The following is a 16213-nucleotide window of genomic DNA, read 5'->3' as shown; positions in this document are numbered from 1 at the left end:
CTGGCGCAATCGCCCGCGCCACAAGCGAATAGCGCGACGGCCTGCTTTGCAACAGTTCTTAGTCAGCCTCGGCAGGCAGCGGCGCCGGATCAGCCGCACTCCCCGAAAATCGGTTCAATCCCGACAACGCCAGCGAACCTCGCAGCCTCAACCAACGCCATCCTCAGCCGCATTCCCCACCAGCAACTCAATCATCGCCCGCGCCGCCGCCGACTGCCGCCGATGCGGCGCATAGATCACCGAGAACGGCCGCGATCTCCCCCGCAGCTGCGGCAGCACTTCCACCAGCTGCCCACGCTGCAACCGCTCGCGCACGATGAACGCATAGCTCTGGCAGATGCCGATGCCCTGTTCGGCCAGCGACACCACGCCCAGCACATCGTCGGAGGTCTCGATGGACGAACGCGGTAGCCAGTCCACGTCGCGCCCGCCGTCGCGGAAGATCCACGGCGCCAGCCGCCCGGTGCGCGGCATCACGAAGGGCAGGCACAGGTGCTGCTGCAGGTCGTCCAGCGTCTGCGGCGTGCCGCGGCGCTGCAGGTAGTCCGGCGCGGCCACCAGCAGCAGCGGCGCGTCTTCCAACTTGCGCCCCACCAGCCCGCTGTCCGGCAGCTGGCCCAGGCGGATGGCCAGGTCGAAGCCTTCGGCCACCAGGTCCACGTTGCGGTTGGTGATGTTCAGTTCCACCTGCACCTGCGGGTACTGCTGCGCAAAGCGCGCCAGCACGGGCGGCAGCCGGTAGTGGCCATAGGTGGTGGGCACGCTCAGGCGCACGCGGCCGGCCAGCGCACCGTCCTGGGCAAGCACGTCGCGCTCGGCGTCGTCCAGCAGGCCGAAGGCGGTGCGCACCTGTTCCAGATAGAGCCGCCCAGCGTCGGTCAGGCCCACGCGGCGCGTGGTCCGCTGCAGCAGCTGCCGGCCCAGCCGCGCCTCCAGGCGGGTGACCGCGCGGCTCAGCACCGAGGGCGTGGTGGACAGCGCCACCGCGCCGGCCGTGAACGAGCCGTGCTCGACCACCGCCAGGAACACCTCCACATCGCCCAGGTAGTCGAACTTGCGGCTCATTTGGCTCTCCGGGGAACAGATGTTTTGCGATGGGGCCAATTTATCGCCGCTGGGGCGATGAATAAAGTGGCGGCCATTCCCCGATAGGAGCTCCCCATGAACCTGATGACCCGGCTGGCCGCTGCGCTGGCCCTGACCCTGGCCGCCAGCGGCGCGCAGGCCGCCAACGTGCTGGTGGTGCTGTCCGACGAAAACCACCTGGACCTGAAGGACGGCAAGGTGCTGTCTACCGGCTTCTTTCTCAACGAGCTGATGCAGCCGGTCAAGCTGCTGCTGGACGCGGGTCACGAGGTGACCTTCGCCACGCCGCAGGGGCGCGCGCCGACGGTGGATGCGTCCTCGGTGACGCCGGCGTACTTCGGCAACGATGCCGCGCAGCTGACGCTGCACAAGGAGCTGCTGGAGAAACTGGCGTTGACCTCGCCGACCGCCTCGCCAGTGGTCAGCCTGGCGCGGGTCGAGCAGCAGGGCTACGCGCGTTTCGATGCGGTCTACATTCCCGGTGGCCACGCGCCGATGCAGGACCTGCTGAAGAGCCCGGCGCTGGGCCGGCTGCTGGCCGACTTCCACCAACGCAACAAGACCACCGCGCTGGTCTGCCACGGGCCGATCGCGCTGCTGTCCACGCTGCCGGATGCCGGTGGTTTCGTGGCGAAGCTGGACGCGGGTGCGATGCCGGCCACGCCGAAGTGGATCTACAGCGGCTACCAGATGACGGTGATCAGCAACCAGGAAGAAGAGCAGGCCAAGCCGCTGCTGGGCGGCGGTGAGATGAAGTTCTACCCGCAGACCGCGCTGCAGCGGGCGGGGGCGAAGTTCAGCAGCAATGCCACGCCGTGGACCGGGCATGTGGTGGTGGACCGCGAGCTGATTACCGGGCAGAACCCGGCTTCGGCGCTGGAGGTGGGGCAGCGGTTGGTGGAGCGGTTGAAGTAAGGCCGATTCTGCATCGCATGCGGTGCCGTGGCACCATGGTGGGCTGGCCTCGTCCTTCCGGGCGGGGCCGTTTTCCCAGGGAAGCCCTCGAACACGACATGCGAACGTCTTTTTTCATTCTCTCCGCCCTGTGCCTTGGCCTGCTGTCTGGCTGCGCCAGTGGCCCGGAGGAGCACGCCTCAAGCCGCGAAATCACCGGTGCGTTCGTGGCCGACGACGGCCAGCTGTACCTGCTGCCGCGCTTTGAAGAGCCAATGCGCTTCAATGCCGCGCCGTTCCGCGAGTACCGCGCGCTGATGGACAGCCCGCTGCGCGAGGCGGTGGCCTGCGCGCAGATGTACTTCCATGAGGACTGGCGCGAGCCGGCCAACAAGGCGAAGGTGCACGGCAGCTATGCGCTGCTGCTGCGGCCGGAGCAGGTGACGCCGGAACAGGCCGCGCAGTTCAAGCTGGAGCGGATTGAGGTGCTCCCGCGCGAGGCGAAGTATGTGGATGAGCGTGCGCGCTACTACCTGCCGCAGGATCGGAGCCGCTACGCGCTGGCGTTTGATCGGGCCTGCAATCTTTCAAAGAAGGGCGGCAGCTATTACAGCGCGCTGTTCGAGGGCGACGGCGAGCGGGTGAAGTTGCCGGACGCTGCTGCGTTGGCGGAGAAGGGGAAGCTGGCGCAGCCGATCAGTGCACGGGCGCAGCGGATCCTGCCGGAGAGGGAGGACAAGCCGGGTGTTGGGACGGCGGCCGGCAAGGTGCTGGGCGCGGCGCTGATTCCTGTGGCGGTTCCGGTGTTTGTGTTGAGCCTGCCGTTCCTGGGGCCGGATCATTGGAAGTGATGGGGCGTTGAAGCCGAAGCATCCACGCGTGGCGTGGACCTATTCGGGCGTCGTTAGTGCCTGAACGTTCATCCTGGAGATCTGTGTGCCCAGCACGCTGGAAACTGTTTTGAAGACCGTAGGCTTTGTTGTCCTTGCGGCGCTTCCGTTGGTGATCCTCTGGTTCATCCTTCGGCAAATGCCAGCGAGAGCCCGTTCGGCGTTGGGATCAGGGTTGCGTCTGAATCCGCCGCGCCGGATTTCTGGCAAGTCCATGACCTTGGTGATGGTGGATGGCAAAGAGGATCGCGAGCACTATTTCTTTGATACAGAATCCTTCTACCTGCGACGTGGGCCGGTGCCCACGGCGGTTCCGCTTTCGCAGATCACCTCAGTCACTCGAACGTCCGACGTCATCTATGCGCGCTATGTCTGGCAGGTATGCTTCAGCAGAGCATCGGGTAGAAAGTGCGTGACGTTCACTAACAACCTTTCGCTGTTCAACCGCGACTTTCTGCTCTTTCTGGAGGCGGTGCGGAAGGCTAATCCGCTCGCGACCGTTGAGCGAGCGAGTCTGTTTTTCTGAGTGCTGGATGACTCAGATGTGCGGGCGTTGAGGGAGTGAATCCACGCGTGGCGTGGATCTACAGCTTGGCCTGCCGCCAGCCACACAGCTTGCCCGCCAATGCTCCCAGACCTTGGCATCGATGCCAGCCTTCAGTGCGATGGCCTGCAGCTCCGCCCAGTTCTTCGGCGAAGGCGCGGCCAGTAGCTCGCGCATGAAGGCCTGCATCTTCGCCTCACCCACCTGCTTTTCCAGCGAGAGCAACAGCAAGGGGCCGTAGCCATAGCGGTACAGTTCGCCCACGTCCGAGTTGTCGTCGATGGCATCGAACGCGGGCAGCGGCTTGTCCGTCTTATCGATGGCCGATTGCAGGCGCGCAATGTAGCGATCCGCCGCGGCATCGCCACTGATTTCACGCAGCGCCTTGATCGACAGGAACTCGGCGCTGGATTCCAGCAGCACCCAGAAGTAGGGGCCCTGCGGACGGTTCAGCGTGCCGAAGTAGTAATGGCTCATTTCGTGTGCGATGTACTGCACGCGGCGGTCGGCCTTTTCGCCACCGGCGAGCAGTGAATCGGCCACGTTGCCGATGCTGCCGCTCATGGCGATGGTCGGCCAAGTGGCAAAGCCCCATTCGCTACCCTCGCGGTCGCGCTCGATCTGGTTGAGGGTGACCATGCGCAGGAAGGTGGGGCGGTCGGCCAGCGGCACGCCCATGTAACGGCTGTGCACGTCGGCTACCTTCTGCACCGTGCTGGACAATGCATCAACCTTGGCCTTGGGCAGGGTCTCGTTGAGGACCGTGACCTGCGCGGTGCGGGTGATCGGGCCGCTGCCGCCGAACAGCAGGATCGGCCGTGCGTTCTCGCTGCGGAAACGGCCCCGCGCGCCTTCGATGGCCGGGCTGCCGTTGAGATACAGGAAGCGGCAGCCGGCGCAGTCCACCTGCAGGTCGTAGCGGCTTTCGCTGCTGCGCACGCGGGCCTTGGGGTCGAATGCCTGCGGCAGCCAGGCGGACTGTTCGGTGAAGCGGGCGCTGTCGCCGTTGAAGGCCATCAGGCCCTTGAAGTCGGTTGGGACATCGTGCCGGGCATAGACCGGGAAGGCGCCCACGTACTGCACGCAGAGCGTGGCGGATGGCTTGGCCACGGTGTACACGCGTGCCTCGCCATCCACACCGGGGGCGTACCATCCTTCGAAGTCCAGCGGCGCGCCATCGCCATCGGTCACCCGCGCGACATTCAGGCCCGCGTTGAGCACGAAGGTGTTGAGCGACCCGGCAGGGCGGTTGGACACGCAGACGTCGCCCTCGACGCGGCCACTGGTGATATCCAGGCGCACGCTGCCGGTGGTAAGTGGCGTCGCGGCCTGAGCGGGCGGCGTGGCCTGGCTGATGGCAGGGGCGAGCAGTGCGGCAACAACGGCGGGCAGCAGGGCCTTGCAGGGGTTCATCGGGCCATCCATGGGTGGATTGCGCTGACTATAGGGGTAATGTGAAAGTCTGCCGAGAGGGGGGGGCATCCACGCATGGCGTGGACCCAGAGGGCTACACTGGTTGCCTGTGCCCGTTGGAAGCTCGCCCATGTTCAGTGGAAAGGTTGCGGTGGTTACCGGTTCCACCAGCGGTATCGGTCTTGGCATTGCCACGGCGCTGGCACGGCAGGGCGCCGACATCGTGCTGAACGGATTTGGCGATGCAGCGGAGATCGAACGTATCCGTACCAACTTGGAAACCGAGTTCGGCGTACGGGTGGCGCATGATGGCGCAGATCTGTCCCGTGGCGAGGCGGTGCGCGGAATGATCGACCACGCCGTTGCGACGATGGGCCGCATCAACATCCTGGTGAACAACGCGGGTATCCAGCACACCGCTTCAATCGACGAGTTTCCCGTAGAGAAGTGGGATGCGATCCTGGCGCTGAATCTCTCGGCGGTGTTCCATGCAACGGCGGCGGCCTTGCCCCACATGAAGCAGCAGGGCGCCGGTCGCATCATCAACATTGCATCCGTGCACGGCCTGGTGGGCTCGGTGAACAAGTCGGCCTATGTGGCGGCCAAGCACGGCGTGGTGGGGTTCACCAAGGTAACCGCGCTGGAGAACGCGGGCACCGGCATCACCGCCAATGCGATCTGTCCGGGTTGGGTGCGGACCGCGCTGGTCGAGCAGCAGATCACCGCGTTGGCCGAGCGCGAAGGCACGGATCAAGAAACCGCCGCGCGCGCGTTGCTGGCCGAAAAGCAGCCCTCGTTGCAGTTCGTGACGCCCGAGCAGCTGGGAGAAATGGTGGTGTTCCTGGCCTCGGACGCCGCGGCCCAGATCACCGGCACGGCGTTGCCGGTGGATGGAGGCTGGACGGCGCGCTAACTGCAGGTGTTCGGAGTAAAGAGGGGACAGGACAAGACAGCCAGCTGGATGGCGGGTTCAGTCCCGCTGGATTCGACGCAACCAAGTGTCCCACGATTCGAGCCGCACTCGGGGTGACGTTCCGCGTTCGTAATCGTGGCGTTTGCGGCTCTCTTCCAGGTCGTTCTGGGTTCTCCCTCCGATGATCACCGGGCGGATGTTGATGTCCTTATCGGGATCGACCTCAAGAGGGGCTTCGGGGCCGAGAAATGCATTATGGAGCGAACTCCCGCGCTCGGCTTCTGCGCGGATACGGTGCAGCTCGCAGCGGATGGGCTCCTGGTTGCGATAGAACAATCCGAGGCGTTTGCGGAGCTGGCCTGCGGCTTCCAGTACTTTGTGGTTGAACTCCTCGTAGTGGTTGCTATTGACGAGGTTGAAGTCGGCTCCCTTGACCTCGATCAGAATGACATCCATGCGCGAGCGACCGGTGAACACGGCGAAATCCACATAGCCGTCGCCAAAGGGAAATTCCGAAAAGCAGATGTATTCGTCATCTGGCGAGGTGAACGCTTCGGCGACAATCGATAGATCGCTCTTGAGCAAGCGTTGGAGCTCGCGTTCACCACTTCCAGCCTCGACAAGTGCGCGCACGGAGGAGCGCGAGATCATGGTGTCTGCGATCTCCAGCTTGCGCTTGGTGACCTCGGGAGACTCGGGCCAGGGTGAACCATCAAATCGCCTTGTGGAGAGTCTGAGCGTTTCGGTCCTGCCGACGATTCGCTTGTTGTTTTCGGTACGGTCTTCAAGCTCGTCCGGACTACAACCCAGAAGGGCAATCGCCGTCTTTTTCGAGATCGACTGCCAGTTCACCCCTGGAGAGACTCGCACCTGGTCAAAGGTGTCATGCTCTGGGTCAGGTCTCTCATAGTGTTCGATATAAACCGTCGCACCGAGGGCCAGTCCGCTGTCCTCGATTCGCTCCACGATCGTTTCAATGGCATTGGTGACGGACCGCCCGTTGTTACATGGGCCAAGATCCGTGATGAGAACGCGGGGGCCGTCATCTCCGGAGAACACGCGGAGACGGCACATGCCTTTGGATTGCGGGTGGTAGTCGCCTGCGTAGCTGAGTACCGTATCTACAATCTTCATTCTGCAATTGCTCTCGCTCCTCCATGGAATGTCAACAATGTGCGTCTTATGTTCCGCACACAATCGGGGATTCCCCTACAGATTTCACCAATGGGGACGACAGTTGGGAATCAACGGCCAGGGATATTCAGGCGTTACAGTCACTGGACCGGCTGCGCCCGCCGCTGCAGCATCGGCAGCGCCACCAGTGTGGCGAGGATGGCGAACAGCACCAGCGACGAGCCCACCGTGCCGAAGCCCAGGCCACCTTTTTCCAGCGGCTTGGTGAGCAGGTCGCCGAAGGTGGCACCGAACGGGCGGGTGAGCACGAAGGCGATCCAGAACAGGATGACCCGGTTGATGCCTTTGATGCGGCTGGCCAGCGCGGTGAGCGCGATGAGGCTGCCGATCAGTAGCGCGCCGCCGGTGAAGCCCAGCCCGGAATCGTCGGCGAGGAAGTCGCCCAAGGCGGTGCCCAGCGTGTTGGAGAACAGCACGGCGGTCCAGTAGAAGCCTTCGGCGCGGCGCGATGCGATGTTGCTGACCGAGATCGACTTTTCAGACAGGCGCCAGGCCAACAGCACCAGCGCCAGGCAGACGGCGAGCAGGCTGGCACCGGTGGCGTAGCCCAGGCCGAGCGTGCGGTCGATCAGGTCGGACATCGTCGTGCCGGCGGTGCTGGTAGCCAGCACCACCGACCAGAACAGCACCGGGTGGAAGCGCCGCGCTGACAATTGCACGGACAGCAGGCCGGCGAAGATCGCAAGCAGGATGGCCGAGCTGGCCACATAGCCCAGGTTGAGCGTCATCGACAGCAGGTCACCCGCGGTCTCGCCGAGGGTGGTGGCGGCGATCTTCATCACCCAGAAGCCGAGGGTGACCGCCGCCACTTTGCTGTGCAGGGAATCTGCGTCTGAAGCACTCATCGAGGGTCGCCAGGGATGCCTGCGGGCGATGCTGTGGCGGCGGGCGTCGGAGCGCGGTCGGAAACGGGTTCGGCGAGAGTGAGCGTGGGGGCGGCGTTCAGCCGGCGCGGGCCGGGGCCGGCAGGCGTGCCAGCAAGGCATCCCAGTCGGCGACGAAGCAGCCGTTGTGGCCGCGGTTGCACTCGGTGATCCATGCGTCCAGCGACTCGCTCTGCGCGCGGTAGGCACTGACATCGCCCAGCACGGCGAAGCGCAGGCGGTAGTTCACCAGCAGCTGCAGCCATTGCCCAGCCATGCCGGAGCGCAGTTCGAAGAAGTCCGGCGACAGGCGCTGCACTGGCACGGCGATCCACTCGGCCTGGTGCCCAAGGGCATCACCGACCAGGTCGCGCAGGCCGTTGTCATCCAGTACCGGGCCATGCGCTGGGTTGCGCAGGATGCGGGTGCTGCCGAACTGTTCCAGGTGTGGGTGCATGAGGGTGCTCTGAAGTCCGTGTCGTCCTTCCAGTATGGTCGCGCAACGATATGACGGCGAGCAGTTGCAGCATGCGCTGGGAGAATGAACGCGCTACGCTGCGGCGATCCCCGCACTGCGCGGGTCTACGGTGGTGGGGAAGGACATGGCAGGGTGGAAGGGGCGTTCGTTGTTGTGGGCGGTGCTGTTGTCCTGGGGCCTGCCGGCAACGGCAGCGGAGCTGTGCACGGCCAGCGCCTATGGTGACGGGCAGGGCAACATCGTGGTGCTGGGCGCACCCGCTGCGGCACCGGCCACGGGCCAACGCTATCTGATGCTGGACGGGCGACGCGGTGCCACCGGCGATGCCAACGCACCGGTAAGCTGCAGCGGCGATGTGGTCAGCTTCAGGACACCCGCCGGAACCACGCAGCGCTGGCAGCGCCTGTTGACCCGCGATACCGATGCAACCTTCAGTAGTGCCGGAACCACGCTGGTGGGGCAGTTGATCGAACCGGCTGGCCCAGCTGACCCGAAGCGGCCGCTGGTGGTGTTGGTGCACGGCTCGGAACGCACGATGGCGGTGGCGGCGATCTACCAGCGCATGCTGGTGGCTCAGGGCATTTCGGTGTTCGCCTACCAGAAGCGTGGCACCGGCGATTCGGAAGGCGAATACACCCAGAACTTCGAGCTGCTGGCTGACGATGCCGCGGCGGCCTTGGCGAAGGCACGTGAGCTGGCAGCGGGGCGTTTCGGTCGGGCCGGCTACTTCGGTGGCAGCCAGGGTGGTTGGATCGCGCCGCTGGCGGCGACGCGCTCGCAGGCGGATTTCGTGGCGATCGGGTTCGGACTGGTGGTGTCACCGATCGAGGAGGACCGCGAGCAGCTGTTCGACGAGGCACGCCGCATGCAGCTGGATGCAACGGCGATGAAGCAGGTCGGCGAGCTATCGGACGCGACCGCGCAGCTGATGCGCACGCATTTCAGCCAGGGCTACGAAGCACTGGCCCGGGTGCGTGCACGGATCGGTGCCGCACCGTGGGCAAAGACGATCAGTGGCGAATACAGCGGTGACATGCTGCGGATGAGCGATGCTGATCTGCGCCGCATCGGTCGCGCGCGCTTCGACAATCTGGAACTGATCTGGGACTACGACGCCGAGGCCACGCTGCGTCGCCTGAAGGTGCCGTTGCTGTGGGTGTTGGCCGAGCAGGACCGGGCCGCGCCGATTGCGGCCACGCGCACCATCCTGGAACGCCTGCGCGCGTCGGGGCAGCCGATTGATACCTACCTGTTCCCGGACACCGACCACGGCATGGTGGAGTTCCGCACCGATGCCGAAGGCAACCGCGTGTCGACGCGGATCACCGACGGGTATCTGCGCCTGTTGGCCGAGTGGATCAAGCAGGAGGTGAGTGGGCGCTATGGGCGTTCGCGCAGGCTGAGCGACTGAGCGGACAGGGAGTGCTGGCGGCGGGCTGCTCTCCGCCGCCAGTTGCACCGGGGCTCACTTCGGCTTCGCAAACACATCCAAGCCCTTGCCCGTCTCCAACAGCGACTTCAGGCTCGACAGCACGATCGGCCAACCCTGGCGGATGCCGGTATCCATGCCGCTGCCGGGTTCCAGTTCGTCGTGGGTGACGGTCAGTCGGACCATGTCCTGGTAGGGCACGATGTCGAAGGTGACGCGGCTGTAGGCATCCGGATTCTCCGCCTGCGAGGCGGCGGCCCAGGTGATGACCAGCCGCGAGGGAGGGGTGCTTTCCACCACTTCGCCCACCAGTTCGACCGAGCGCGTTTCGTTGGCGCGCACGTGCTGCCAGCGTGAGCCGGGTTTCCAGTCCGAGACGTTTTCGTGGCCCCAGTAGCGGCTGGCGATCTCGGGGCGGGTGATGGCCTCGAACACCTTCTGCGGGGTGGAAGCGATGTAGATCACGTGGATGAAGCGGGTGGTCTCTGCGGACATCGTCATTCTCCTTCCAGTTCTCGTTTCAGGTCATGCAGCAGGCTCAGGCGCTGCTGCTCGAACTTGCGTACCCAGCGCTCGTAGACTTCGTGCAGCGGCACCGGGTTGATGAAGTGCAGCTTCTCGCGGCCACGGCGCACGGTGCTGATCAGGTTGGCGTCTTCCAGCAGGCCGAGGTGCTGGGTGACCGATTGCCGAGCCATGTCCAGGTGGTCGCACAGCTGGCCGAGCGACTGCCCGTTGTCTTCGCAGAGCAGATCCAGCAGCGTCCGGCGCGTGGGATCGGCCAATGCCTTGAACACCTTGTCTGCGTCGCGCACGTTGTCTACCGCCATGGGGATGTCTTCAATTCCAGTTGTCGATCCTGACGTCGTGCGGGTTGGGCTGGCCCTTGCCGGTCTCCAGCAGGGCTTTCAGGCTCATCAGGAACACCGCCCATTTGGTGCTGCAGTGGGAGGTGAACTCGACGCGCTCTTTCCAGCCCTCGTGGGTGAACAGGACGATGCAGTAGTCGCCCTCCTGCTTCAGCACGAAGCGCGCGTGGGTGCCGATCCATTCGGCGGGACCGGCGAGGAACCGCCAGAGCACGAGCTCACCTGGGATGAGCTGTTCCTGCGTCATTTCCATCGCGCCGATCTCCTGGCCGTTGTTCGTGAAGCGCGCCTTGACCGTGCCGCCGACCTCGCGGTCGCCCTGGGTGTCTTCGGCCCACCAGGCGGCGACGCCTTCGGGCGTGGCCAGGGCCTGGTACACCTGGTTTGCGGGGGCCTTGATGCCGACCCTGTGTGCGATATCCACCATTGCAGGTTCCTCGCGAAGGGCCGGCAGGCGCCGCCCTTGAGTGGATGATATGCAGGTAAATGCCTGCATGTCAAGCCCGGCCCAGAGACTTCCGGCCCTGGTAGTGCCGGCCGCTGGCCGGCATCCTCGTGGCAGCTGATTGACGCGTTGAAACGAGTGCGCACATGACTGAAACAGGAAAGGACATCTTGACCCTCCGCCGCGCCAGCGTGGCCGATGCCCCTGCGGTGCTGGCGCTCTTCGACGAAGTCATCGAATGGTTCGTGTCGATCGGCAACCTGCAGCAATGGGGCAGCGAGCCGTGGTCCACGTTGCCGCGCCGGATCACCCAGGTGACCGATGCGTGCGCGCTTCCGGGTGCATGGGTGGCGCAGAACGAGCACGGCGTGGTGCGCGCATTCCTGGCGCTGGGCGAGTCGATGCCCTATGTGCCTGCGCCCACCGGCCCGGAACTGTATGTGCGGGTACTGGTGGCATCGCGTGACGTGCGCGTGCGTGGCATCGGACGCCGCCTGATGGCCTTTGCGGATGAGCAGGCGCGCGCTGCCGGGCTCGACCATCTGCGCGTGGACTGTTACGGCGGTGGCAACGGTGATCTGGTGCGCTTCTATGAGTCCTGCGGCTATACGCGCATCGCGCCTTTCAACGTGGACGGCTGGCCGGGCATGCTGCTGGGGCGACAGCTCTGAAGTGGCTGCGTCATTCGGTCGCAGCGTGCGTGCAGGAAACGGTACATCGGTTCGGCGCTAGAGTAGGGCCATGACCTGCATGGAATGGCTGTGTCATTCCACCGCGGGTTCCTGATGACCCCCTCCAGGAAGGAGCAGCGCATGTACTACAGCAGTGGCAACTACGAAGCCTTTGCGCGCCCGCGCAAGCCCGCCGGTGTCGACGGCAAGCGCGCATGGTTCGTCGGTTCGGGCCTGGCCTCGCTGGCTGGCGCCGCGTTCCTGGTGCGCGACGGCCGCATGGCCGGTGAGCGCATCACCATTCTCGAGCAGCAGCAGATTCCCGGCGGCGCGCTGGATGGCCTGAAGGTGCCGGAGAAGGGCTTCGTGATCCGCGGCGGCCGCGAGATGGAAGACCATTTCGAGTGCCTGTGGGATCTGTTCCGCTCGATTCCGTCGCTGGAGATTGAAGATGCCAGCGTGCTGGACGAGTTCTACTGGTTGAACAAGGATGATCCGAACTATTCGCTGCAGCGTGCCACGATCAATCGCGGTGAAGATGCGCACACCGACGGCCTGTTCACCCTGACCGAGCAGGCGCAGAAGGACATCATCGCGCTCTTCCTGGCCACCCGGCAGGAGATGGAGAACAAGCGCATCGACGAGGTGCTGGGCCGTGATTTCCTGGACAGCAACTTCTGGCTGTACTGGCGCACCATGTTCGCGTTCGAGGAGTGGCATTCGGCGTTGGAGATGAAGCTGTACCTGCATCGCTTCATCCACCACATCGGTGGCCTGCCGGATTTCTCGGCGTTGAAGTTCACCAAGTACAACCAGTATGAATCGCTGGTGCTGCCGCTGGTGAAGTGGTTGCAGGACCAGGGCGTGGTGTTCCAGTACGCCACCGAGGTGACCGACGTCGACTTCGATCTGGCGGCCGGCCGCAAGCAGGCCACGCGCATCCACTGGACGCGTGACGGTGTAGCCGGTGGCGTGGATCTGGGCGCGGATGACCTTGTATTCATGACGATCGGTTCGTTGACCGAGAACTCGGACAATGGCGATCACCAGACGGCTGCGCGATTGAATGAGGGACCGGCGCCTGCCTGGGACCTGTGGCGACGCATTGCTGCCAGGGATCCAGCGTTCGGGCGCCCGGATGTGTTTGGCGCGCACATTCCGCAGACCAAGTGGGAATCGGCGACGGTGACCACACTGGATGCACGCATTCCGGCCTACATCCAGAAGATCGCCAAGCGTGACCCGTTCAGTGGCAAGGTGGTGACCGGCGGCATCGTCAGCGTGCGCGATTCGCGCTGGTTGATGAGCTGGACGGTGAATCGCCAGCCGCATTTCAAGAACCAGCCCAAGGACCAGATCGTGGTCTGGGTGTACTCGCTGTTCGTCGATACGCCCGGCGATTACGTAAAGAAGCCGATGCAGGATTGCAGCGGCGAGGAGATAACCCGCGAGTGGCTGTATCACCTGGGCGTGCCGGTGGAGGAGATCGACGAACTGGCTGCCACGGGCGCAAAGACGGTGCCGGTGATGATGCCGTACGTCACCGCGTTCTTCATGCCGCGCCAGGCCGGTGATCGCCCGGACGTGGTGCCGGAGGGGGCGGTGAACTTCGCCTTCATCGGGCAGTTTGCCGAATCGAAGCAGCGCGACTGCATCTTCACCACCGAGTATTCGGTGCGTACACCGATGGAAGCGGTCTATACCCTGCTGGGCATCGAGCGCGGCGTGCCGGAGGTGTTCAATTCCACCTATGACGTGCGCTCGTTGCTGGCGGCGACCGGCCGCCTGCGCGATGGCAAGGAACTGGATGTTCCCGGCCCGGCGTTCCTGCGCAACCTGCTGATGAACAAGCTGGACAAGACCCAGATCGGTGGCTTGCTGCGCGAGTTCAAGCTGGTGCAGGAGGACTGAGCGGGCGTCGGCGTGGAGGGGAGCGTCCTGGCAACACCGCGGATCAGTCGGCCAGCACGGTACCTGCACCATCGCGATAGGTCGCCCTGGCGCTGCCACACACCGCGTAGGTGGCAGCGCTGGCAGGCAGGCCAGTGGCCTTGATGCCGCGCTGCGAATCGCCGTCAAACACCTCGGCGTAGCGCTCTGCGGCCAGCGCATCATCGGGCAGCATGTACAGCAGAACGCGCTGCAACGTGGATTGTCCCTGCAGTGGCTGCGGCTGCCGGAATGCCGGCACCTGCACGCGCGCGCTGTGCCACCGCGTCGGCGCGTCTGCAGTCTGCCAGCGCACCTGCAGGGGCAGGTTGAGTGGCAACAGCGCGGCGCTGACAGGGTAGCCGTAGGCCGTGCAATCCTGGGGCGCTTCCGGGATGTTCGCGATGGCCCGGTCGCCGATGTCCAGTGTGAGGCCGTTGATTTCCATCCGCAGGATGGGCGCACTGCCGTAGTTGTGGATCTTGAACAGCGCCAGGCCTTCGAAGCGGCTGCGCTCCAGATCATCGGTGGTGAAGCCACTGAGGCGTGCAAGTGCGGGCGCGACCTCTACGTGATCGCTGTAGTGGTAGTAGATATGCACGAGCTCGGGTGTACCCGCGCGTCGCCAGGCCGTGTTGAATGGCGCAAGGTCGGGATACGGCCGACGGACCAGTGGCACATCGGTGACGGCGCGATCTCCGGACGGAGTGGCGTAGCGGTAGTGGTCGACGGCGCGCTTCAGGCGCGCATCTTCATACGGGAACCCCCTGTCTGCATCGGACTGCGCGTTGGGGTAGCGGTGGAAGGCCAGGAAGCGCTCGGGGGTGTCGCCCTGCATGGGCAGGTCCGGGCCAGCGCCGGAGCCGGTGGATGCATGCGGCGAGGTGTCCAGCCACAGGGGGTGCCCGCTGAGGTTGACGTGCAGCTCGGCGATGGATGCACGTGAGCCGCCGGCCAGGCTGTCCACACTGCCTTGCAGGGCGTGCCACAGTGGGATGATGAGCATGGAGGCGGCGGTTGGCACGAACATCAGCACGTGTATGCGGCCCGGCACCTGCCCGCGCTGGCGCACCATGTAGCGCAGCCAGGCCAGCAGGAGTACCAGCAGCAACGGGACGCCGACCCAGATCGCGATGGTGGCCAGCGCCACGACGCCCCAACCCAGGTTGGGGGTAGCGACGGCAATCAACGAGAGCGTGGCGATCAGCGCAGCCAACACCAGCGATACGCCGATTCCAACGCGGTAGGTCCTGTAGGGGCTGTCGTTCATCACCGTTCCGTCGGCACTGCGGGGCATGCCTCTATCTTGCAGCGCAGGTGCCTGCGTGAAAAGGCCGGGAGCGGGGGACAGGGGTGTTGCCGGGAATCAGCAGCCGATCAGGCGGTCCGCACCGATGCCGCTGCGGTGCTGGCTGCGGTATTCGGTGGGGCTGGCATCGACCTGGCCACGGAAGTGGCGGCGGAACGATTCCTGCGAACCAAAGCCCACCTGCTCGGCGATCCATTGCAGCGGCCGGTCGGTGGTTTCCAGCAGCTCACGGGCGAGGGCTACGCGCTCGCGGATCAGCCAGTCGATCGGTGACAGGCCCGTTGCTTCCAGGAACTGTCGCTGCAGGGTGCGCTGGCTGAGTGCGGCCTGCTCGGCGAGGCTGCCTAGCGAATGTGGCTCGCGCAGGTTGCGGCGCATCCATTCCATCAGCTTCGCCAGGCGCGTGGGCTCGCCATGGGGGATGGCCCGGCTGACACGCTGGCTGCGCCCGGCATCACGCCACGGCGCCAGCACCAGCCGCTCGGCCACCAGGTTGGCCACGCGGGCACCGTAATCCTTGCGCACCATGTGCAGCATCATGTCCATGCCGGTGGCCGAGCCGGCCGAAGTGATGATGCTGCCGGTGTCCACATACAGCACATCCTCGCGCACGTCGATGCGTGGAAACTGGCGTGCCAGCGCTTCGGTGAGGCGCCAGTGCGTGGTGGCCTGGCGGCCATCGAGCAGCCCGGCCCAGGCCAGCACGAACGCACCGGAGCAGATCGAGGCGATGCGTGCGCCGCGTGCGTGGGCGCGGATCAGTGCATCGAGCAGGATCTGCGGTGGACGCTCGCTGGGTTCGCGCCAACCGGGGATGACGATGATGTCGGCGTCGTCGACGCTGCCAAGATCGTAGGGCAGTTGCACCTGGGTGTTGCCGAGCATGCGCAGCGCACCGGGCTCGCCGGCGCATAGCTGGGTGCGGTACCAGGCCACGCCCAGTTCAGGCCTTATCGGCGCGAACAGGCCCACCGCACAGCCGAACTCGAACAGCCCCTGGCCGTGGCAGGCAACGATGGCGACGAGCGGCGCGGTGGGATCGGCGGGTGGGCTGGGCATGGCCTGATGCTACGGGTGGCGGTGCGTGGCGCAGAGTGGTGCGCGGGCATGAGGTGATGCCGGGCGGGCATATGGAGGCCGGGGTCGGATCCCTTCCGCAGGAAGGGCTCTGACCCCGTGGAGGGATGCGTGCCTGGGGTCAGAGCCCATTCCTTTGGAAAGGGATCCGACCCCGTGTGTTCAGGCCGCCTAACGTCATTACCAGCGGTCATGTGGGTGGCCGGATG

Annotated in this window: 17 protein-coding genes; 7 read left to right on the top strand and 10 right to left on the bottom strand. The window is 65.1% G+C overall.

Annotated elements, in window-relative coordinates; translation table 11 throughout:
* Positions 1–147: 147 nt before the first annotated feature.
* Positions 148–1065: a LysR family transcriptional regulator gene (locus D5301_RS04770; RefSeq protein ID WP_153855000.1), complete on the bottom strand. Its 918-nt coding sequence runs from the start codon at positions 1063–1065 to the stop codon at positions 148–150.
* A 96-nt stretch (positions 1066–1161) separates the two neighbouring features.
* On the opposite strand from D5301_RS04770, the gene D5301_RS04765 reads away from it, so the two are divergent.
* From D5301_RS04765 to D5301_RS04755, 3 genes are all read left to right on the top strand, one after another.
* A complete protein-coding gene (locus D5301_RS04765; protein WP_153854999.1) occupies positions 1162–2001 on the top strand; it encodes a type 1 glutamine amidotransferase domain-containing protein in 840 nt (279 codons plus the stop codon).
* A 98-nt stretch (positions 2002–2099) separates the two neighbouring features.
* Positions 2100–2831 (top strand): hypothetical protein, encoded by a 732-nt coding sequence (locus D5301_RS04760; protein ID WP_153854998.1) that lies wholly within the window; start codon positions 2100–2102, stop codon positions 2829–2831.
* Positions 2832–2916: 85 nt separating this feature from the next.
* Entirely contained in the window at positions 2917–3396 is a 480-nt protein-coding gene (locus D5301_RS04755; protein WP_324187265.1) for a hypothetical protein, read from the top strand.
* Between the two features lie 12 nt (positions 3397–3408).
* Here D5301_RS04755 and D5301_RS04750 read toward each other — a convergent pair whose 3' ends face one another.
* The gene (locus tag D5301_RS04750; protein ID WP_153854997.1) at positions 3409–4827 is read right to left on the bottom strand and encodes a hypothetical protein; all 1419 of its coding nucleotides are present in this window, start codon (positions 4825–4827) and stop codon (positions 3409–3411) included.
* 130 nt (positions 4828–4957) lie between these two features.
* On the opposite strand from D5301_RS04750, the gene D5301_RS04745 reads away from it, so the two are divergent.
* A complete protein-coding gene (locus tag D5301_RS04745) occupies positions 4958–5740 on the top strand; it encodes a 3-hydroxybutyrate dehydrogenase (protein WP_153854996.1) in 783 nt (260 codons plus the stop codon).
* 57 nt (positions 5741–5797) lie between these two features.
* Here D5301_RS04745 and D5301_RS04740 read toward each other — a convergent pair whose 3' ends face one another.
* The 3 genes from D5301_RS04740 to D5301_RS04730 form a co-directional block, all read right to left on the bottom strand.
* Positions 5798–6874, bottom strand: coding sequence for a Shedu immune nuclease family protein (locus D5301_RS04740; RefSeq protein WP_153854995.1), 1077 nt, complete (start codon positions 6872–6874; stop codon positions 5798–5800).
* Between the two features lie 140 nt (positions 6875–7014).
* Positions 7015–7779, bottom strand: coding sequence for a hypothetical protein (locus tag D5301_RS04735; RefSeq protein ID WP_153854994.1), 765 nt, complete (start codon positions 7777–7779; stop codon positions 7015–7017).
* 97 nt (positions 7780–7876) lie between these two features.
* Positions 7877–8254 (bottom strand): DUF4180 domain-containing protein, encoded by a 378-nt coding sequence (locus tag D5301_RS04730; RefSeq protein WP_153854993.1) that lies wholly within the window; start codon positions 8252–8254, stop codon positions 7877–7879.
* 145 nt (positions 8255–8399) lie between these two features.
* Between D5301_RS04730 and D5301_RS04725 the strand changes: the two genes are divergently transcribed.
* On the top strand, positions 8400–9686 hold the full coding sequence (locus D5301_RS04725; RefSeq protein ID WP_153854992.1) for an alpha/beta hydrolase: 1287 nt from the start codon (positions 8400–8402) through the stop codon (positions 9684–9686).
* Between the two features lie 54 nt (positions 9687–9740).
* Here the strand turns inward: D5301_RS04725 and D5301_RS04720 are convergent, their stop codons facing one another.
* Genes D5301_RS04720 through D5301_RS04710 form a run of 3 tightly spaced genes read right to left on the bottom strand, consistent with a single transcriptional unit; the run spans position 9741 to position 11000 of the window.
* On the bottom strand, positions 9741–10199 hold the full coding sequence (locus tag D5301_RS04720) for an SRPBCC family protein (protein ID WP_153854991.1): 459 nt from the start codon (positions 10197–10199) through the stop codon (positions 9741–9743).
* A 2-nt stretch (positions 10200–10201) separates the two neighbouring features.
* Entirely contained in the window at positions 10202–10534 is a 333-nt protein-coding gene (locus D5301_RS04715) for a metalloregulator ArsR/SmtB family transcription factor (RefSeq protein WP_014036929.1), read from the bottom strand.
* A gap of 10 nt (positions 10535–10544) precedes the next feature.
* The gene (locus tag D5301_RS04710) at positions 10545–11000 is read right to left on the bottom strand and encodes an SRPBCC domain-containing protein (protein WP_153854990.1); all 456 of its coding nucleotides are present in this window, start codon (positions 10998–11000) and stop codon (positions 10545–10547) included.
* A 164-nt stretch (positions 11001–11164) separates the two neighbouring features.
* Here D5301_RS04710 and D5301_RS04705 point away from each other — a divergent pair, with 164 nt between their 5' ends.
* Both D5301_RS04705 and D5301_RS04700 read left to right on the top strand, forming a co-directional pair.
* Positions 11165–11689: a GNAT family N-acetyltransferase gene (locus D5301_RS04705; protein ID WP_153854989.1), complete on the top strand. Its 525-nt coding sequence runs from the start codon at positions 11165–11167 to the stop codon at positions 11687–11689.
* A 141-nt stretch (positions 11690–11830) separates the two neighbouring features.
* Complete coding sequence (locus D5301_RS04700) at positions 11831–13600, top strand: oleate hydratase (RefSeq protein WP_153854988.1); 1770 nt, start codon at positions 11831–11833, stop codon at positions 13598–13600.
* 43 nt (positions 13601–13643) lie between these two features.
* On the opposite strand, the gene D5301_RS04695 is transcribed toward D5301_RS04700, so the two are convergent.
* Both D5301_RS04695 and ftrA read right to left on the bottom strand, forming a co-directional pair.
* Positions 13644–14915 (bottom strand): hypothetical protein, encoded by a 1272-nt coding sequence (locus D5301_RS04695; protein ID WP_228756316.1) that lies wholly within the window; start codon positions 14913–14915, stop codon positions 13644–13646.
* Between the two features lie 69 nt (positions 14916–14984).
* Positions 14985–15986: a transcriptional regulator FtrA gene (ftrA, locus tag D5301_RS04690; protein WP_153854987.1), complete on the bottom strand. Its 1002-nt coding sequence runs from the start codon at positions 15984–15986 to the stop codon at positions 14985–14987.
* Positions 15987–16213: the final 227 nt, after the last annotated feature.

It is taken from the genome of Stenotrophomonas sp. MH181796 (assembly GCF_009659995.1).
GTDB lineage: Bacteria > Pseudomonadota > Gammaproteobacteria > Xanthomonadales > Xanthomonadaceae > Stenotrophomonas > Stenotrophomonas riyadhensis.
The sequence above is the reverse complement of the archived record's forward strand: the minus strand, read 5'-3'. Positions and strand labels throughout refer to the sequence as shown.

What these genes read in the sequence shown, in the direction of transcription:
- D5301_RS04770 (WP_153855000.1), bottom strand. Translation starts at nt 1,065, where the DNA reads ATGAGCCGCAAGTTCGACTACCTGGGCGATGTGGAGGTGTTCCTGGCG.
- D5301_RS04765 (WP_153854999.1), top strand. Translation starts at nt 1,162, where the DNA reads ATGAACCTGATGACCCGGCTGGCCGCTGCGCTGGCCCTGACCCTGGCC.
- D5301_RS04760 (WP_153854998.1), top strand. Translation starts at nt 2,100, where the DNA reads ATGCGAACGTCTTTTTTCATTCTCTCCGCCCTGTGCCTTGGCCTGCTG.
- D5301_RS04750 (WP_153854997.1), bottom strand. Translation starts at nt 4,827, where the DNA reads ATGAACCCCTGCAAGGCCCTGCTGCCCGCCGTTGTTGCCGCACTGCTC.
- D5301_RS04745 (WP_153854996.1), top strand. Translation starts at nt 4,958, where the DNA reads ATGTTCAGTGGAAAGGTTGCGGTGGTTACCGGTTCCACCAGCGGTATC.
- D5301_RS04740 (WP_153854995.1), bottom strand. Translation starts at nt 6,874, where the DNA reads ATGAAGATTGTAGATACGGTACTCAGCTACGCAGGCGACTACCACCCG.
- D5301_RS04735 (WP_153854994.1), bottom strand. Translation starts at nt 7,779, where the DNA reads ATGAGTGCTTCAGACGCAGATTCCCTGCACAGCAAAGTGGCGGCGGTC.
- D5301_RS04730 (WP_153854993.1), bottom strand. Translation starts at nt 8,254, where the DNA reads ATGCACCCACACCTGGAACAGTTCGGCAGCACCCGCATCCTGCGCAAC.
- D5301_RS04725 (WP_153854992.1), top strand. Translation starts at nt 8,400, where the DNA reads ATGGCAGGGTGGAAGGGGCGTTCGTTGTTGTGGGCGGTGCTGTTGTCC.
- D5301_RS04720 (WP_153854991.1), bottom strand. Translation starts at nt 10,199, where the DNA reads ATGTCCGCAGAGACCACCCGCTTCATCCACGTGATCTACATCGCTTCC.
- D5301_RS04715 (WP_014036929.1), bottom strand. Translation starts at nt 10,534, where the DNA reads ATGGCGGTAGACAACGTGCGCGACGCAGACAAGGTGTTCAAGGCATTG.
- D5301_RS04710 (WP_153854990.1), bottom strand. Translation starts at nt 11,000, where the DNA reads ATGGTGGATATCGCACACAGGGTCGGCATCAAGGCCCCCGCAAACCAG.
- D5301_RS04705 (WP_153854989.1), top strand. Translation starts at nt 11,165, where the DNA reads ATGACTGAAACAGGAAAGGACATCTTGACCCTCCGCCGCGCCAGCGTG.
- D5301_RS04700 (WP_153854988.1), top strand. Translation starts at nt 11,831, where the DNA reads ATGTACTACAGCAGTGGCAACTACGAAGCCTTTGCGCGCCCGCGCAAG.
- D5301_RS04695 (WP_228756316.1), bottom strand. Translation starts at nt 14,915, where the DNA reads ATGCCCCGCAGTGCCGACGGAACGGTGATGAACGACAGCCCCTACAGG.
- ftrA (WP_153854987.1), bottom strand. Translation starts at nt 15,986, where the DNA reads ATGCCCAGCCCACCCGCCGATCCCACCGCGCCGCTCGTCGCCATCGTT.